This is a genomic window from Dolichospermum sp. FACHB-1250 (assembly GCF_014696335.1).
GTDB classification, from domain to species: domain Bacteria; phylum Cyanobacteriota; class Cyanobacteriia; order Cyanobacteriales; family Nostocaceae; genus Dolichospermum; species Dolichospermum planctonicum.
In genome coordinates this window covers 1-18448 of record NZ_JACJPZ010000046.1, presented here as the reverse complement: position 1 = coordinate 18448, position 18448 = coordinate 1, and the positions used below count along the sequence as shown (strand labels likewise).

Here is an 18448-nt window from a genome sequence, read left to right as displayed (position 1 = left end):
ATCTATAATCAATTCTAAATACCCAGTCGTTGATAAACTTGTTCTAAATGCTGGAGATGATGTTGCGGATCAAAACAAGCTTCTATCTCAGCAGTTGACAAGTTTTTAATGACGCGCGGATCTTTGGTAATTAAATCACGGAAGTTCCCTTCTGGTTTGTTCCAAGCGGTGTGGGCGCTTTCCTGAACTATGGAGTATGCTTCTTCGCGGTTCAGTCCTTTGTCAATTAAAGTCAATAATACTCTTTGACTAAAAACTACTCCACCATAACAGTTGAGATTCCGTGTCATGTTTTCAGGATAAACCAGGAGGTTATTCACCAGGTTAGTGATTTCGTGTAGCATGAAATGGGTTAAAATGCAAGCATCTGGTAAAATCACCCGTTCTACAGAACTGTGGGAAATATCCCGTTCATGCCATAAAGCGACGTTTTCTAAAGCTGCACCAGCATAACTCCTGACTAGTCGTGCCATTCCTGTTAACCGTTCAGAACGGATAGGATTACGCTTGTGAGGCATAGCACTAGAACCCTTTTGTCCCTTGGCAAAAAATTCCTCAACCTCTAAAACGTCTGTTTTTTGCAGGTTACGAATTTCTACAGCAAACCGTTCTATAGAGGCAGCGAGTAGCGCTAATTGTTGCACAAAGTCAGCATGAAGATCACGGGAAATTACTTGTGTAGAAGCAGTATCGGGTTTAAGTCCGAGTTTTTCACAAGCGATCGCTTCCACGCGCGGTTCTATATTAGCATAAGTTCCCACTGCACCAGATATTTTCCCGACCGCGATGGTTTTCTTGAGAATTTGCAGCCGTTCCTGGTGTCGTAATACTTCCGCTAACCAACCAGCTAACTTAAAACCAAAGGTAATTGGTTCAGCGTGGATACCATGCGATCGCCCAATCATCACCGTATACCGATGGGTTGTAGCTTTTTTGCGAATTGCTGCAATTACATCTTCTAAGCGTTTTAACAACAAGTCCAGACTAGCCACTAATTGTAAAGCTAAAGCAGTATCTAATACATCTGAACTAGTTAGACCTAAATGAATATAGCGACCAGCATCACCTACATATTCATTAACATTTGTCAAGAAGGCAATAACATCATGACGAACTTCCGCTTCAATTTCTAGCACCCGTTTGGGGTCAAAATTCGCCTTAGCCTTAATTTCCTCAACTGCTGCTGCTGGAATATAACCCAGTTCTGCCTGTGCTTCGCATACCGCGATTTCTACATCTAGCCAGGTTTTCAGCTTATAGGTTTCACTCCACAGATTGCCCATTTCCGGCAAAGTATAACGCTCAATCACATTTACAGGATCTAATACAACTGTCATATTTTACATTGTAAATTACCCCTTGTGGAAAATAGACAAGAGGGTTAATCAACAGAAGAATTTTGATCAGATGTTTCTTGGGGAAGTTCCTTAAATCCCAATATCTGTATGAGACTAAAGGAAGAAAAACATCTTGATTTTTATTCAAGTCTAGGAGGATTTATGCGTGCAGTGTTAATGGCAGGTGGGTCGGGAACGCGGTTGCGTCCTTTGACTTGTGATTTACCCAAACCCATGGTTCCGATCTTAAATCGTCCTATTGCTGAACATATTATCAATCTTCTTAAAGGACACCGGATTTATGAAGTAATTGCTACATTACATTATTTACCAGATGTTCTCCGTGATTACTTCCAAGATGGCAGTGATTTTGGTGTACAAATGACCTATGCTATTGAAGAAGACCAGCCTTTAGGAACGGCAGGTTGTGTAAAAAATATTGCTGAACTTTTGGATGAAACCTTTTTAGTGATTAGTGGTGATAGTATCACAGATTTTGATTTGACTGCGGCCATTGAATTTCATCAACAAAAACAATCAAAAGCGACTTTAATATTAACCCGTGTGCCTAACCCCATCGAATTTGGTGTGGTAATTACAGATACAGAAGGACGCATTAACCGATTTTTAGAAAAACCTTCCACCAGTGAAATTTTTTCTGATACCGTCAATACTGGAACTTATATTTTAGAACCAGAAGTTTTAGATTATTTACCAGAACACACTGAATGCGACTTTTCTAAAGATTTATTTCCCTTACTACTAGCTAAAAATGAGCCAATTTACGGTTATGTTGCCGAGGGATATTGGTGTGATGTAGGTCACTTAGATGCCTACCGTGAAGCCCAGTATAATGCTCTAGAAAGGAAAGTTTTGCTCAAAGTAAGTTATCCAGAAATTTCCCCTGGTTTATGGGTAGGACAAAATACTTATATTGATCCTACAGCCAAAATTGACACTCCAGCGGTAATTGGTAATAATTGCCGAATTGGTGCAAGAGTACAAATTGAAAATGGAACAGTGATTGGTGATAATGTGACAATTGGTGCTGATGCCCATCTAAAAAGACCAATTATTTGGAATGGAGCAATCATTGGCGATGAAGCCCATTTGTCAGCTTGTGTAATCGCTCGTGGTACTCGTGTAGACAAACGCGCCCACGTTTTAGAAGCGGCTGTAGTGGGTTCATTATCCACCGTGGGAGAAGAAGCGCAAATTAGTCCTGGTGTGCGAGTTTGGCCGAGTAAAAAAATTGAGTCCGGCGCTATTCTCAATATTAATCTGATTTGGGGAAATACTGCCCAACGGAACTTATTTGGACAGCGGGGAGTACAGGGATTAGCCAATATTGATATTACCCCAGAGTTTGCGGTCAAATTGGGTGCTGCCTATGGTTCAACCTTAAAACCGGGTTCAATAGTCACCGTTTCCCGTGATCAACGCAATGTTTCCCGCATGGTGACACGCTCTTTAATTGCTGGTTTAATGTCTGTAGGTGTAGATGTGCAAAACCTGGATACTACAGCTATTCCCATCGCCCGGACGGTGATCCCCACAATGTCCGTAGCGGGGGGTATTCATGTGCGAGTACACCCAGAACGCCGTGATTATATCTTAATTGAATTTATGGATTTTAAGGGCATTAATATCTCTAAAGCCCAAGAAAAGAAAATTGAGGGGGCCTATTTTAAAGAAGATATGCGTCGTTCCCAAAGTCATGAAATTGGTGATGTGATATATTCTAGCCAATTGATGGATCGCTACTGCAAGGCCTTTGAGAAATTATTGAATGTGGACACTCTGCGTAACAGTCGGGCAAAGGTGGTCATTGACTATGTTTACGCCGTGTCTGGGGCAATTTTACCGCAAATGCTAGATAAATTTGGGGCTGATGCGGTGGTATTAAATGCTAGTTTGAATAAAACGGCCATTTCTAACGCTGATCGAGAATTACTATTAACTCAATTAGGCCACGTTGTCGAGGCCGTAAACGCTAACTTTGGGGTACAAGTATCAGCTAATGGGGAACAACTAATTTTAGTTGATGAATCGGGTTTTCCCATTCGCGGTGAAATGTTAACCGCTTTGATGGTTGATATGATGTTAACTGCTAACCCTAGAAGTTCCGTCGTTGTTCCCGTTCATGCTTCTAGTGCGGTGGAATTAGTTGCCCATCGTCATGATGGTAATGTAATTAGAACTAAAGCGAATCCGACGGCTTTAATGGAAGCTTGTCAAAAAAATTCTCACGTGGTTTTAGGTGGTAGTGGGGAAACTGGGTTTATTTTCCCCCAATTACACCCAGGGTTTGATTCCATGTTCTGTATAGCCAAGCTGATTGAAATGTTAACCATTCAAGAGCGATCGCTGGCAACCGTACGTTCTGAATTACCCCGTGTGATTAATAGAAATTACACCCTTCGCTGTCCCTGGACTGCTAAAGGGGCGTTAATGCGTTATTTGGTCGAAACCCACCCCGCTCAAAATTTGGAATTAATTGACGGTGTGAAAATTCGTCAACCCTATGATGACAATTGGCTTTTGATTTTACCAGATGCCAGTGAGCCTTTGGTTCATCTTTATGTTAACAGCAGCGATCGGGATTGGGTTGATGAAACCCTCAGAGATTACCGTTCCCGTATTCAATATTTTGTCGAACGTGAACAGGAGAATTACAGATTGGATATGTAAGCGGTGGGATAATTTACAGCAAGTAGCTTTGAGTGAAGTACACCTTGTGCGGGCAAGATGCCCGCACCACAAGAGTTTTATTATTAATATCTGTACTTCATAATATCGGGAACTGCTGTATGTTCTGTGTCCAGACACAAAGGAGCAAAAACCCAAAGTTTGAGATTTTAGATCTTCTCATGGTTATTCCCTATTTCCTGGAATAATTTTGGCTTGGGAATACATGGACGGGAACAGAATATTTACTAGTTACGTCAAAATAGACGAGTTTCATCTGAAAATTACTTTTACACAACTATTGTCTGAAAAACTATAGTTGTTTTTTTTGGCATCTATCTACAGTTATCAGGACATCTCCCCCTATGATCAATCATGTAATGTTCCGATATGGAACCTTAACGCTTTTTTCGATATTTACCCTGATGGGGACAATTGGCGTTAAGACTGTACTTGCATCATCAGCAGAAGAAGCAGCCAATCGCGTTTGTACTCAAGGCAGTGCCGCCGTTGTCACAGTTAAAATTGGTAACGCCCATGGTAGCGGTTTTTTAGTCAGTCAAGATGGTTTAATTATTACCAACGCTCATGTCGTAGATGGTAGTCCTAGCGTTGTTACTGTGGTATTTCGGGATGGTAAACAAGTACCCGCCGATGTGATCGGTTTTGCTAGGGGTGGAGTGGATTTAGCAGCCTTAAAAATCCAAAACCGCAGAAACTTACCATATCTAAGTTTAGCTCGTCCTGGGACTGCTAAAGTAGGTTATCGAGTATTTGCGATTGGTAGTCCTCTTGATGCTGATAACCGTGATACCTGCACCCAAGGTAATATTAGCCGCATACGTCCCGACGGAACTATTCAACATACCGCACCTTTAAATCCTGGTAATTCTGGTGGCCCCTTATTAAACAGCCTAGGGGGAGTTATTGGTGTCAATACTAGTGTAGCTTTAGCTCCCGTTATTGTTGGTGGTATACCAGTGGGTGGTATACCTGCTGGAACTGGTATTAACTTTTCTCAACCAGGAGAAAAAGTCAAATCTTTTTTAGCAGATATCAAACAACAAAAAGTTTCTCCTATCTCGACCCTCCCTACAACAAAAGAACCATCTTTAACAACTATTTCCCTTGACGGTCAAGTAATTAATAGTAGTTTAAATAGCAGTCCTGATTATTATATATTTTCAGGTCGAGGAGGTCAAACGGTTGTGATTGAAATGGATAGTCAAAAGATTAATCCTTTCTTAACCTTATCTCAAGTTATCGAATCTGATGCTGGGAAGAAGATTGAAAAAATTGTTGAAAATGATGACAAAGGAGCAGGTAATTTTAATGCTATAATTGTGATCACATTACCAGCAGATGGGACTTATTTAATAACTGCCACTTCTTCCGAAAAGGGGGAAACTGGTAATTATAGTTTACGGGCTATTTCCAAATATGAGTAGGTTGGGTTGACGAAGGAAACCCAACATCCATTTTAATAATCAACATCATTTTTTTTATTCAGGGGAATCAAAAATCATGAAATTACAATCACTTTCCACCTTTTTAGGATTAACAACATTGACCTTAACCATGAGCATAAATCCTGGTTTTAGTCAAGATAATACGTCTGAAAATCAACCTAATCAAGTCACATTTTTGTGTCAAGAAATATTTGATCCAGCCAGTGGTGAAAAAGTTCCCGCTACCATTGCTTGGGTTCCTGAACGTCAAGGTCACGTACGGTTTATTGGTTGGAAATCTGAGTATTTTGCCAAAGGTGGCTGGGCTCCTCAAAAACGTTGCCAAGAAGTATCTAAAAAATTCCAGAATTTTTATGAAGCAGGTCGTTTAAACCGCTTGACAACGGGTAAAAACAATGGTTATTCTGTGGTTTGTGCTGTGGCAAATAATGAACAAAGTTGTAATGGTAACAATCAATTATTTACCCTAAAAAATAATAGTGACCCAGGATTAGTTCTGGAGCAACTTGTGAATATAGCCCAGGGTAAAAGTTCAGAACCACTTTGGCAAAGTTCAGGAAATAGTAAGTATTTGAATGTGCGTAAATATTTGCAAAATGCCCCACTTGTGAATATTAAAAAATAGCCATTTAAAAAATAGCTATTCTTGACACAAATAAAAACGATATCAACGGTGCGTTACGCTGTCGCTAACGCACCCTACAAATTACTAACGCACCCTACAAATTACAAATCATCTACTAATCAATAAGTAACATGAACCGCAATCTTGCCATTATTTCCTCTTTATTATTCCTATCTTTCCCTCCCTTGACATTAGCAAATGTTCCCCATTCCTTAGCTCAAACAATTACCCCGGCTACCTGTAATATAAAACCCGATAACCCCGAAAGTGGAGAATATGATTCACCACAAAAACTCCAAACCCTTGCTAAACAAATTACAGTCAGAGTCATGGGTGATAATAACAGTGGTTCAGGAACAATATTGGCTAAAAAGGGCAATTCTTATTTAGTTGTTACCAATTCTCATGTTTTACTGGGAGTTAATAAAGTTCAAATTAAAACACCTGATAATCAAATCTATTCAGCCCAAATTTTGCCTAATACTAATTTTGGTAAACTAGATTTAGCTGTCTTGCAATTTACATCTAATCAAAATTATTGTCTACCTAAAGAAATTGCTAGTTTTGATATTAATACAGATACACCAGTTATAGCCGCTGGCTATTCTAGCAGCAAAGGAGAAATGTTATTTAGAACTGGAACAGTAAAACAAATAATTTCTCAACCTAGTTTAAAAGCCGGATATGAAATTGGTTATACCAGCGATATTGAACAGGGAATGAGCGGCGGTCCAATTATTAGTAGTCTAGGGTATTTTCTGGGAATTAATGGCATTAGTTCCTATCCTTTAGTCAATTCTGGTTATGTTTATACCAACGGAAAACGCCCCACAAATACAGAAATTCAAGAATTTAGAAAACTCAGTTGGGGAATACCCATTAAAACCGTTTTAGCTCAGGTCAAACCAGAAATTCTCACCGCTTATAATTTACCTATACCAGATATTAAACAGACAATAGCAGAAGTACCATTAACAGGGTGGTTAGGAGAATTAGAAGCAAAAGCCAAACAAATTACCGTCAGAATTGATAGCAGTAGTGGTAATAATGGTTCAGGAATTATTATCGCTAAACAAGGAGATATTTACACCGTTTTAACTGCTGCTCATGTAGTTTGTAAACCACCAGATAAAGTAGGACCATGTGAGCCAAATACTTATAAAATCCTCACAGTAGATGGTAAACAATATCCTGTAGAACCCAGCACCATTAAATTAGAAGCAGGGGTAGATTTAGCAGTAGTTAAATTCACCAGTCGGGAAAATTATCAAGTTGCGACTTTAGCAAATTATCCCACCAAAGATGATGAATATATGTTCACTGCGGGTTATCCCAGATTAGGAGAAAAATCACCTTGGCGGTTCACATTGGGACAAATTTATAGTAAGGAACAAGGATTATTCCAAACTACCCAATCAGACTTTAAAAATAACAGTTCTGGTACAGCCCAAAGTGCAAGTTCCTTAACAGGAGGATATGAATTAGTCTATAGTAGTATCACCTTTGGCGGTATGAGTGGGGGACCAGTTTTAGATTCCCAAGGGCGGGTAATTGGTATTCATGGCAGAACTGATGGAGAAACTGCTATTGATAATAATAGTAATAGTCAAGAAACTATCCAATTAGGTAATAGTTTGGGTATTCCGGTGAGTACATTTTTGGCATTAGCTACCCGACTGAATACCCAAGCACAAAAGATAGAAACCACCCCACCACCAGAACTAAATCAACAAAAAGTTAAGTCTATTCAAACAGCGATTTTATCAGTAGATGTTTCCCAAGGCAATACTACCGCCAGTCAATGGTTAGAAAGAGGAAATCAACTGTGGCGGTTAAGTCGTTATCCAGAAGCAATACAGGCTTTTGACGCAGCAATTAAGCAAAAACCAAAGTTTATTCACCTGGCTTATTATGGCAAAGGTTTGGCATTATATTGGAGTGGAGAATATCCAGAGGCTATAACTGCATTACAGCAAGCGGTGAAGTCTCAACCTGATTTTGTTCCTGCTTGGACTTATTTAAGTGTATTCTATACAGAATCAAACCAACTGGATAAAGCCTTAGCAGCCATAAATCAAGCCATTCAACTCCAGCCGAATAATCCTAATGTGTATGCTCAAAAGTGGGCAGTTTTAATTAGTTTAAAAAGATATAGAGAAGCAGCAGCAGCGATAAATAAAGCCATTGAACTTAGTCCCCGTGCAGCATTTTACATCAACCGGGGACTTGTCCGTTCTGAATTAGGAGATAAGCCAGGAGCAATAGAAGATTACAACCAAGCTATCAAGATTAATCCTAACATTGCCCAAGCCTACTACAACCGGGGACTTGTCCGTTCTGAATTAGGAGATAAGCCAGGAGCAATAGAAGATTACAACCAAGCTATCAAGATTAATCCTAACCTTGCCCTAGCCTACAACAACCGGGGAAATGCTAAATCTGCTTTAGGAGATAAGCCAGGAGCAATAGAAGATTACAACCAAGCTATCAAGATTAATCCTAACTTAGCCCTAGCCTACTTCAACCGGGGAAATGCTAAATCTGCTTTAGGAGATAAGCAGGGTGCAATAGAAGATTACAACCAAGCTATCAAGTTTAATCCTAACTATGCCGAAGCCTACAACAACCGGGGATATGTCCGTAATGAATTAGGAGATAAGCCAGGAGCAATAGATGATTACAACCTAGCTATCAAGTTTAATCCTAACTTTGCCCTAGCTTACGGCAACCGGGCATATGTTTATTATCAACTTGGTGACAAACAAAAAGCCAGAGAAGACCTGCAACGAGCAGCGCAATTGTTCATGGCTCAAGGGAATACTGCTGCTTATGAAAATGCTATGGCTTTATTAAAAGGGTTGTAGGGAGTTTCTTTGGTGATGTTAATTGTGATTTTGTCAGAATCAGGATACCCAGGATTTAAGGATTAACAGGATGTGATTGTGAGATTTTCCCTGGTTCCCTGGCTCTGCTGGGGAATGTTCACGGGAGGCTTTGGATGATAACAATAATATTTTGTCAGAATCAGGATACCCAGGATTTAAGGATTAACAGGATGTGATTGTGAGATTTTTGGTTTGTCTTTGCGTTTTTGGGTGAGATAAAAAGGCCAGCAGAATTGATTGTATAAAAGATTTGGATTTGATGTAGGGGTAGCGCCCCCGTGCCTACCGGTGTTTTTGGGGCAACTACGGGGGGTTTGCCCCTACGGAATTTTGTCAGAATCAGGATGTCCAGGATTTGAGGATTAACAGGATGTGATTTTTTGATTGTCCGGGACTTACGCAAAATATCTCTCAAACCCTCTTAACTTCCTGTCCTTTGCGTTCTTCGTGGTTCATTCTTCCGTAATTTATGCGTAAGTCCTGAAATAGTATAACATAAGTCCCAAAGGGGATTTATCCCCTCTTGTAGCTTTCATCCCCGACTTAAAAGACCACCTCGAAAACTTTGAGGATTTTTAGGTGTCAATTCCGGGGTTTTCGGCTTATTTTCTTGATTTTCTTATAAAAATTTTCAGGAGGTGCGGTAGTGAGTATCCAAAATCTAGTAGAGCAGCCTACAATCTCTTCAGACATCCCCTTTAGTGCAGATAACTTCAATCAAGTCGTCATGTCCACTTATGGACGCTTTCCCTTGGCTTTAGAACGGGGTGCGGGTTGTCGTGTTTGGGATAGTCAGGGTAACGAGTATCTGGATTTTGTCGCGGGAATAGCCACTTGTACTCTAGGACACGCCCATCCAGCAATGGTAGAGGCTGTAACTAGACAAATTCAAAAACTGCATCATGTCTCTAATTTGTACTATATTCCCGAACAGGGTGCATTAGCTCAATGGATTGTTGATCATTCTTGTGCAGATAGAGTATTTTTCTGCAATTCTGGTGCTGAAGCTAATGAAGCAGCCATTAAACTAGCTCGTAAATATGGACATACGGTGTTAGAGATTGCTAACCCGATTATTTTAACTGCCCATGCGAGTTTTCACGGGCGGACTTTAGCAACCGTTACCGCTACCGGACAACCAAAGTATCAAAAGCACTTTGATCCTTTAGTTCCTGGTTTCCACTATGTCAATTATAACGATATTAGAGCAGTTGAGGCTGCTGTGACTGAGTTAGATGAAGGTAATTATCGTGTTGCAGCTATTTTAATTGAACCTTTACAAGGTGAGGGTGGAGTTCGTCCCGGAGATATTGCCTATTTTAAGCGATTGCGGGAGATTTGTGATGAAACCGGTATTTTGTTGATTTTCGACGAAGTGCAGGTGGGTATGGGACGCAGTGGTAAACTATGGGGTTATGAACATTTGGGAGTAGAACCAGATATTTTCACCAGCGCCAAAGGTTTGGGCGGTGGTATTCCCATCGGTGCGATGATGAGTAAGAAGTTCTGTGATATTTTCCAACCGGGAGAACACGCAAGTACCTTTGGTGGTAATCCCTTTGCTTGTGGTGTGGCACTGAGTGTTTGTGAGACCTTGGCAAAAGAGAATATTTTACAGAATGTCACAGAACAGGGAGCGCATTTACGAGAGGGATTAAAAGCGATCGCTCTTAAATATCCCCAGTATATCACAGAAGTGCGCGGTTGGGGTTTAATCAACGGCATGGAAATCAAAGCGGATATTCCCTTAACTGCTGCTGAAGTTGTGAAAGCTGCTATGGAAGCAGGTTTATTACTTGTTCCCGCAGGTCCCAAGGTTGTGCGGTTTGTGCCTCCCCTAATTGTCACAGAAGCAGAAATCAACCAAGCATTAAAAGCTGTAGAAAAAGCATTAGCTAAAGTAACAGCATAGGTAATTAAAAATTCGTAATTTGTAATTTTAAGAATTATCAATTACGAATTTTTCATCTTGTAAATTACAACAGTTCAATTTGGAATAAATTAATCAAAAAAGGTAATAGGCAATATAATAAAGTATTATATGTTATATAACAATATACAGCAAGTAGCTTTGAGTGAGGTACACCTTATGCGGGCAAGATCCCCGCACCACAAGAGTTTTATCATTTTAACCATTACCAGCCTCAACAGATATGATAAGTGTTCAACCGGACATAATATGATCTCATAAACTTGCGGTATTTTACTGTAAAACAGTATAACTAGGTTTATTAACTACAAAAAATGCCGCAAGATCTAACTTTGATTCATAGCTTACTTCTCTTGAGTACGTCCTTTATTGCTGGTGGACTAAATGCTGTAGCGGGTGGTGGTAGTTTTATTACATTTCCGACTCTGATATTTACAGGTGTCGCACCAATTACTGCTAATGCTACTAATAATACTGCTCTGTGGATAGCAGCTATAGCCAGTGCAGGGGCTTATCGTCGAGATTTGAGTATCGAAAAACGACAATTATTACTACTGACTGGCACAAGTATAGTTGGTGGTGTTATTGGTTCAGTGGCTTTATTATATACATCACCGGATGTATTTAAAAAGATGCTACCCTATTTGTTACTATCAGCAACCTTAATATTTACATTTAGTGATTCTTTGAAAAGCTGGCTGCAACTTAGGACTAGAAATGATTTTTCTGCAACCCCACCTTTGTTTATTCTGCTAATTTCTCAATTGCTAATCTCTATTTATGGTGGTTTTTTTGGTGCTGGTATAGGCATTTTAATGTTAGCAACTTTAACCTTTTTAGGTATTAAAAATATTCACGCTATTAATGCTTTTAAAAGCTGGTTAGGAAGTTGTATTAATGGTGTGGCAATTATTCCCTTTATGTTCGCTAATTTGATTGCTTGGCATCAAGTTATTATCATGGCAGTCGGAGGTTCTTTAGGTGGTTATTTATGCGCTCATTTTGCTCGCAAACTAGAACCCGGTTTAGTACGAAAATTTGTCATAGTGGTAGCTTTTGCCATGACTACCTACTTTTTTATTCATGGTTAAGTAAGTAGCGTTAAAAATTGTCGTTATGACAAGGGAACAGGGAACAGGGAATAGGGAATAGGGAATAGGGAATAGGGAATAGGGAACAAAGATTAATTAAATATAAAACTACCAATTTTGTGGCTTTGATTACAGTTTTTTCCATCTGGTAACGCTTGAATACAAAAATAACCTATTTTTCCCAGATAATAAACAAGACTATCTCAAGGATTACACCATAGGGATCACCGCTAATCTCAAGCTAATCTAAAAAAGTTACATCTAAAGTAAATTTATATATCTGAAGCATGATGATAAGAATTATCAGGTTTAAGATGATAAAAGATATCAAGTTCACGACAATTAAACATTTTTTGTCAATTTTTCTCAAATCAAAAATTATAATTTTAGGGTTTTTAAAATGCAAGTATTACAAAAGATTCATTGCCCAAATTGCGGTAGTGCGGCTGAACGTCACTATATTGCTGATAGTCAAATTACGCGGACACAATGCCCTAGTTGCGACTACCTGATGATAACTTGCACTCGCACTGGTAAAGTCATTGAGGCTTATGCACCAGGTATTTATGCTAGGAAATAATTGACAATTTTTGACAATAATTGACAATTTTAATGACAAATTACCTTTTAGTTGTTCTCAATTGTCCACAAGCAGCGTTCGCTTCTAAACCGCGAGAATAACGGACACTAACAGCAGTATTCTGTTGTTGAAGAACGTTAACAAAGGCTTCTATGCGATCGCGGTTGGGTCTTTGATAATCTACTTCCTGAATGGGATTATAGGGAATCAAGTTAACATGACTTTGAAAGCCTCGTAAACGTTTTGATAATTCCAAAGCGTGTTCAGGTAAATCATTGACTCCAGCCAGAAGAATATATTCAAAAGTTACTCTACGTCCGGTTATTTCTACATATTCTCGACATTCTGCGAGTAAGTCTTCTATGGGGTAGGGTTTGGCGCTGGGAATTAGTTGCTCTCGTAATGCTTGGTTAGGTGCGTGGAGACTGACAGCGAGGGTAATTTGTAATTGGTGTGCGGCTACTTGACGAATACGTGAGGGAATGCCTACAGTAGATAGTGTAAGCGATCGCGCACCAATGCCCACATCTTGATTAATAGATTTAATTGCTAAAATTACATTTTCCGTATTTAACAACGGTTCACCCATGCCCATAAATACCACATTACTAACCCGTTCTTGAAAATCTTCTTGAACAGTGAGGACTTGATCAACAATTTCCCCACGGTTGAGATTGCGCTTATAACCACCTTTACCAGTAGCGCAGAAATCGCAGCCCATGGGACAACCAACTTGAGTAGAAACACAGACAGTTAAGCGTTTATCGCTGGGAATACCCACAGTTTCCACAATTTCCCCGTCAGCCAATTTCAGCAGATATTTAACCGTATCATCAGGGGCAACAGAGCGGTAATGTAGAGAAGAACGGCCTATGGGAATATCTGCCACTTGCGAACGCCAATTTTTAGGAAATACAGAAATATCAGCCAGGGAGCGCGCTCCCTTATGATATATCCAATCATGTAATTGCTTACCCCGATAACTGGGCTGTCCCTGTTGCTGTACCCAAGCGGTTAACTCCGTTACCGAAGCGCCCAGGAGAGGAGGAAGAAGTTCAGATTTTACGGAGTTAGGTGAATCTACCTGAGATACAAGGGGCGTAACAGACATAATAAATTACAAATTGATGCTAATTCCCCATTGTACTATATTGTTTTTGTTTCGCGCTAAGGGGCAAAGGAGCAAAGACCCAAAGCCAGAAATAGATTAAGGGACATCTAAGGTAATAATAGTAACTTCTGGCGGACAAAATAACCGTCCTGGGAAATAAGTTCCTAAACCCCGATTTACATATAATTGATTATTTCCTATTTGATGTAAACCTTCTGACCATTGCCAATGGTATAATATGGAATGGGTTTTCCGTAAAAATGGTAGTTTGCGCCTAATTTTCTTGGGGATTTTTTTCAATATTTTTGTGTAGTAAATTATTGCTGGTCCTAGACCCGGAATGACAATTTGTCCCCCGTGAGTATGACCAGATAATTGTAAATCTACTCGCCATTTTTGCAGTATTTCTGCTGTATCTGGGTTATGGGATAAGACAATACAAGGTGTAGTAGAATCGAGTTGGTTCATGATTGGTTCTGGGTTAAATTCTCGTGAATAAATATCTGCTAATCCTACTAAGGGTAATTTGTTTCCCAAGGGGTAAGCAATTTGATTCCAAAGCACTTTAATCCCGACGTTGTTTAAAGCAGCTGTAATTTCTGGTTTGGAACTGGGGAAAGCTATATCATGATTTCCCAGAATAGCATAGACACCATGGCGACTTTGGAGATTTTTCAGTTTTGGTGCTAATTGATGAATTGGTTTTGCTTTTGCGTTCACATAGTCACCAGTTAAAATTACTAGGTCTGGTTTTGCTGCATTACTAATTGCGATCGCTTCTGTTAACATTTTCTCTGATAAAAGACCATCAGCATAATGAAAATCTGACATCTGTACCAGTTTTAATCCTACTAAGGATGGATGTAAATTTTTGATTTTTACGACTAATTTTTCTGTGCTTAAAGCTCCAGATAATAACTTGTGCATAACTAACTAATATTTATTATATTTGGTTTATCACTTAATATAAATACAATTCACTCAATTCTCAATCCTTATAGATCCCCGATTTATTTAATAATTATTAAATAATTATTTAAGAAGTTGGGGGTCTAATTTGGCCACCATTTCCGCACGGGTAGAAACTTCTAATTTGCGAAACATTCTTTTTAAAGCCTGTTTAACAGAATTTTGAGTAATCCATAATTTAACCGCAATTTCGCCATTAGTACAACCTTGGGCTACTAGTTTGGCAATTTCCAATTCTCGCGCTGTTAAGGGACAATTATCCACAGATAAAAAGGTTTTTGATTTTACCCGTAATGTGGCAATTTTAGCGGACAAATGCAGACAAACTGCACTTAAATCGGCTAAATCATTACTATCAAAAGGCAGATTTCCGGGGTCACGGGCAAAATTTAAAGTCCCCACTAATTGACCATCACAAACTATCGGGCCAGTCATTACGTGTTCGTGACGAGAACAGTAATTTTTCCAATCTTCGGGAGATAAAATTAACTGTTCATGGGTGGGAGCGTGACGTTCCATAACATAACGCCCAATGGGATTAGCTTCTAAGCAAACAGCGGGAATTTCGGGAATCTTGATTTTAGTATTTAATTGGTAATCTAGGAGATTAATACCCCAATGTTGAACCGCAAAATGTTCGCCAATGGTATCCATTAAAGCTAGTTTTAATTCTTGCTCATTTTGGACATTAGCGATCGCCTGGAAAATGGCGTGGAGTGTTTTAGCCATAAGTGTACCCATTTGGGGACTATGCGAACCTTGATAATTACTTCTATGCTAATACCAGCAAGAATAAAATGCTATTTTCACTTCCTATAGAGGATTTTTCCCCATGACAGTCACTCAAATCTCTGCTCAAGAACTTTTTCAGGCTGCTTACGAAAACCGTTATACTTGGGATGAAAATTTCCCTGGTTATACCGCAGATATTACTTATAAGCATGATGGCCAAGTGATCATAGGTCAAGTCCGAATTGATGCCAGTCTCAAAGCTGAAGTTCTCAATGTCGAGGACGAAGCGGCTAAAAAAGCCATTCACGGTCAAGCCTGGGAAATCGCTGTTCACCGTGTGCGTCGTCCCTTTGCACAAACTCACGGCGCAAATACTTTTAGATATGGTAGCACGGACGCAACTGGCGCAGTAGAAATTTTTGTTGGTGGTAAGTCAGAAGGAGATAAATACAAAGTGCGTAACAATGAAGTTTGCCACGTTCACCGTTTAATTCACGGTACTTTTGTAACTATTGACACCTTTACCAGTCATGATACAGGGGCAGGATATCTTTCTCATACTTATAATTCTGTGTACCATGACCCAGAAACCGGCGCACAAAAGGGTGGAAAAAGCGATTTTACTGATGAATATGAAAAGGTAGGTAATTATTATATTCTCAACCGTCGGGAAATTCGCACGGAAATAGCCAACAGTCTTTCTATTCAAGATTTTATCTTTTCTAACATTGAGTTGTTAGGCTAGATTTTTGAATAGTTAAAAGTTTTTAAGATAGGCATTTTGCCTATCCTAAAATCTCATGATTCAGCTATTCAGATCCCCGAATTATGGTAAGAAATCATAGTTTTGGCTATTTTATTTATTTTATTGGCAAACTCACGGTAAAAGTTGAACCAACTCCCACTTGACTATTAACTGTAATCTCACCTCCGTGTACTTCAACGCACTGTTTGACAATTGTTAATCCTAAACCACTACCAGGAATTATTCCTACATTTTCTCCTCGATAAAATGGTTGAAATACTTGTTTTTGGTCTGATTCTATAATCCCAATTCCCTGATCTTGAAATCTCAAAATTACGGATTTTTCCTGTTTAATTATTTCCAATAAAATCCTACCGCCAATACTTGAATATTTAATGGCATTATTGAGTAAATTACTGACAATATGCTTTAATAATGTTTCATCTCCCAAAAATTCAAAACAGTGTTCAGAACTGGTAAAAATTAAACTCAACTGTTTTTCTTGAGCAAATAATTGAGATTGTTCTACTAATTCATAGCATAATTTTTCTAAATCCAGTATCTGTGGTTGATAGCATAATTTACCTGCATGAGATTTACCAATTATTGAAGCTTCATCTAATAAATTGTAGACATTTTTAATCGCAGAACTAATAAGTTGTAAATGATTTATTTTGCCATCATTTGTTAATTCTGGATCACGCTTTTGTAGTAATCGAGCCGCTAAGAGAATGGTATTCAAGGGATTACGAATATCATGGGAAAGCATGGAAACAAATTCAGATTTAAGCTGATTACTTTCTTGGGATTTTAAAAGTTCTGTGGTTCTTTCTTCGACTTGATTTGCTAATGTTTGATTAACTTGATGTAATTGTTCTAAAAATTTTTTACGTTCTATAGCATATCTACAGGAACGCACCAATATATCTGGATTTACGTGCCTTTTAACTAGATAATCTTGCGCTCCCTGTTTCACTGCTTCAATGGCTAATTCTTCATCATTTGTGTTAGTCAGAACTATGATGGGATTACTAGGATTTTGCTGGAGTAACTGGGGTATGGAAGATAATCCTTGACTATCGGGAAGAGTTAAATCTAACAAAATTACGTCGTATTTTTCGCTGTTTAATTTGTTGATTCCCTCTTGGAGTTTTTGAACATGAACTAAACTGAAATTTTGAGATTTTGTCAGTTTAATAAACTCTTGTAATAACCTAGCTTCTGCTAAGTTATCTTCAATTAATAGGATTTTTAGTGTGGAAGTTGCAGTAATCATTTTCTGGTTTGACTCTGATGAGTTATGGGTAAGATAAACTTTTGTTAGATGAGTTTTCAAGTTTTAAAAGATATATCAAATATAGCTTTATGCAACGGATATACAAAATTTCCGGTAAAAGCCATATAGCAAAAGACTTTTATTCCTCATTCTTGCTATAGTTTTATTCTAATGGTAAAGTCACGGTAGAAAACCAAAATCCCTCAATACTCTGGATGATTTCGAATAGCTGACTCAGATTACGAGGTTTGGTAATATAGCAGTTAGCGTGTAAGTCGTAACTATCGAAAATGTCATCTTCATTTTTTGAAGTGGTTAATACTATGACGGGAATGCGTCTTAGTCGAGGATCAGATTTAATTTCTGCTAATACTTCTCTCCCATCTTTTCTGGGTAAATTCAAATCTAATAAAATTAAATCAGGTCGTTGTGTGTTAGCATATTCTCCTTCTTGACGGAGGTAATTTATAGCTTCTACACCATCCCTAACTGTAACTACTTCATGAGGTAATGAACTGGTTTTTAATGCTTCTTGAATGAGACGAACATCAGCTTTATTGTTCTCCACTAAAAAGATTATTTTGTGTGTTTCTGCTATTTTAACGCTCACGATTACAACCTCTGACGGGAATTGTAAAGTAAAAAGTCGCACCTTGACCGAGTTGTGACTCTACCCAGATTCGTCCTCGATGACATTCAATGATTTTTTTACAAATAGCTAAACCCATTCCTGTACCGGGATATTCATCTCTGGTGTGTAAACGTTGAAAGATGATAAAAATGCGATCGCTAAATTGCGGATCTAGACCAATTCCGTTATCCTGAATTGAGAATAACCATTCATCTTCTAATCTTTCCGCACCAATATGAATTTTTGGTGGTTGACTACTGTGGAACTTACAGCGATTTTCATGTAGTTAAGCCAGAAAATGAGGTAAACTAGAATAAATATATTGTTAAATTATATGCCAACACCTTATTCAATAGATTTGCGTAGTCGCGTGATTATG

14 protein-coding genes and 1 pseudogene are annotated in these 18448 nt (G+C 38.7%); 8 read left to right on the top strand and 7 right to left on the bottom strand.

The features are described from left to right. Positions 1 to 14: 14 nt before the first annotated feature. Positions 15 to 1310, bottom strand: a complete 1296-nt coding sequence (gene purB, locus H6F39_RS15695; protein ID WP_137906374.1) for an adenylosuccinate lyase — start codon at positions 1308 to 1310, stop codon at positions 15 to 17. A 189-nt stretch (positions 1311 to 1499) separates the two neighbouring features. Here purB and H6F39_RS15690 point away from each other — a divergent pair, with 189 nt between their 5' ends. The 7 genes from H6F39_RS15690 (at position 1500) to H6F39_RS15660 (ending at position 12605) form a co-directional block, all read left to right on the top strand. Further along, complete coding sequence (locus H6F39_RS15690; RefSeq protein ID WP_137906268.1) at positions 1500 to 4028, top strand: mannose-1-phosphate guanyltransferase; 2529 nt, start codon at positions 1500 to 1502, stop codon at positions 4026 to 4028. A gap of 362 nt (positions 4029 to 4390) precedes the next feature. Continuing rightward, the gene (locus H6F39_RS15685; RefSeq protein ID WP_190396988.1) at positions 4391 to 5473 is read left to right on the top strand and encodes a trypsin-like peptidase domain-containing protein; all 1083 of its coding nucleotides are present in this window, start codon (positions 4391 to 4393) and stop codon (positions 5471 to 5473) included. Between the two features lie 76 nt (positions 5474 to 5549). After that, the gene (locus tag H6F39_RS15680) at positions 5550 to 6119 is read left to right on the top strand and encodes a COP23 domain-containing protein (RefSeq protein ID WP_190396987.1); all 570 of its coding nucleotides are present in this window, start codon (positions 5550 to 5552) and stop codon (positions 6117 to 6119) included. Between the two features lie 131 nt (positions 6120 to 6250). Next, complete coding sequence (locus H6F39_RS15675) at positions 6251 to 8983, top strand: tetratricopeptide repeat-containing serine protease family protein (protein ID WP_190396986.1); 2733 nt, start codon at positions 6251 to 6253, stop codon at positions 8981 to 8983. A gap of 667 nt (positions 8984 to 9650) precedes the next feature. Next, positions 9651 to 10916, top strand: coding sequence for an aspartate aminotransferase family protein (locus H6F39_RS15670; RefSeq protein ID WP_137906264.1), 1266 nt, complete (start codon positions 9651 to 9653; stop codon positions 10914 to 10916). Between the two features lie 332 nt (positions 10917 to 11248). Next, positions 11249 to 12025: a sulfite exporter TauE/SafE family protein gene (locus H6F39_RS15665; RefSeq protein ID WP_137906263.1), complete on the top strand. Its 777-nt coding sequence runs from the start codon at positions 11249 to 11251 to the stop codon at positions 12023 to 12025. Between the two features lie 400 nt (positions 12026 to 12425). Beyond that, a complete protein-coding gene (locus H6F39_RS15660) occupies positions 12426 to 12605 on the top strand; it encodes a replication restart DNA helicase PriA (protein ID WP_137906262.1) in 180 nt (59 codons plus the stop codon). 40 nt (positions 12606 to 12645) lie between these two features. On the opposite strand, the gene rlmN is transcribed toward H6F39_RS15660, so the two are convergent. From rlmN to H6F39_RS15645, 3 genes are all read right to left on the bottom strand, one after another. Next, positions 12646 to 13716, bottom strand: a complete 1071-nt coding sequence (gene rlmN / locus H6F39_RS15655) for a 23S rRNA (adenine(2503)-C(2))-methyltransferase RlmN (RefSeq protein ID WP_190396985.1) — start codon at positions 13714 to 13716, stop codon at positions 12646 to 12648. Between the two features lie 96 nt (positions 13717 to 13812). Beyond that, complete coding sequence (locus H6F39_RS15650; protein ID WP_190396984.1) at positions 13813 to 14643, bottom strand: metallophosphoesterase; 831 nt, start codon at positions 14641 to 14643, stop codon at positions 13813 to 13815. A 105-nt stretch (positions 14644 to 14748) separates the two neighbouring features. Further along, complete coding sequence (locus tag H6F39_RS15645; RefSeq protein ID WP_137906259.1) at positions 14749 to 15414, bottom strand: LuxR C-terminal-related transcriptional regulator; 666 nt, start codon at positions 15412 to 15414, stop codon at positions 14749 to 14751. A 103-nt stretch (positions 15415 to 15517) separates the two neighbouring features. Here H6F39_RS15645 and H6F39_RS15640 point away from each other — a divergent pair, with 103 nt between their 5' ends. Beyond that, positions 15518 to 16162, top strand: coding sequence for a DUF3386 domain-containing protein (locus H6F39_RS15640; protein ID WP_137906258.1), 645 nt, complete (start codon positions 15518 to 15520; stop codon positions 16160 to 16162). Positions 16163 to 16277: 115 nt separating this feature from the next. Here H6F39_RS15640 and H6F39_RS15635 read toward each other — a convergent pair whose 3' ends face one another. From H6F39_RS15635 to H6F39_RS15625, 3 genes and pseudogenes are all read right to left on the bottom strand, one after another. Then, a complete protein-coding gene (locus H6F39_RS15635; RefSeq protein ID WP_190396983.1) occupies positions 16278 to 17438 on the bottom strand; it encodes a hybrid sensor histidine kinase/response regulator in 1161 nt (386 codons plus the stop codon). A gap of 163 nt (positions 17439 to 17601) precedes the next feature. After that, entirely contained in the window at positions 17602 to 18048 is a 447-nt protein-coding gene (locus H6F39_RS15630) for a response regulator (RefSeq protein ID WP_137906256.1), read from the bottom strand. Then, a pseudogene (locus tag H6F39_RS15625) lies at positions 18038 to 18346 on the bottom strand (ATP-binding protein); the annotation flags it as partial. The gene H6F39_RS15630 and the pseudogene H6F39_RS15625, both read right to left, overlap by 11 nt. Positions 18347 to 18448 lie beyond the last annotated feature (102 nt).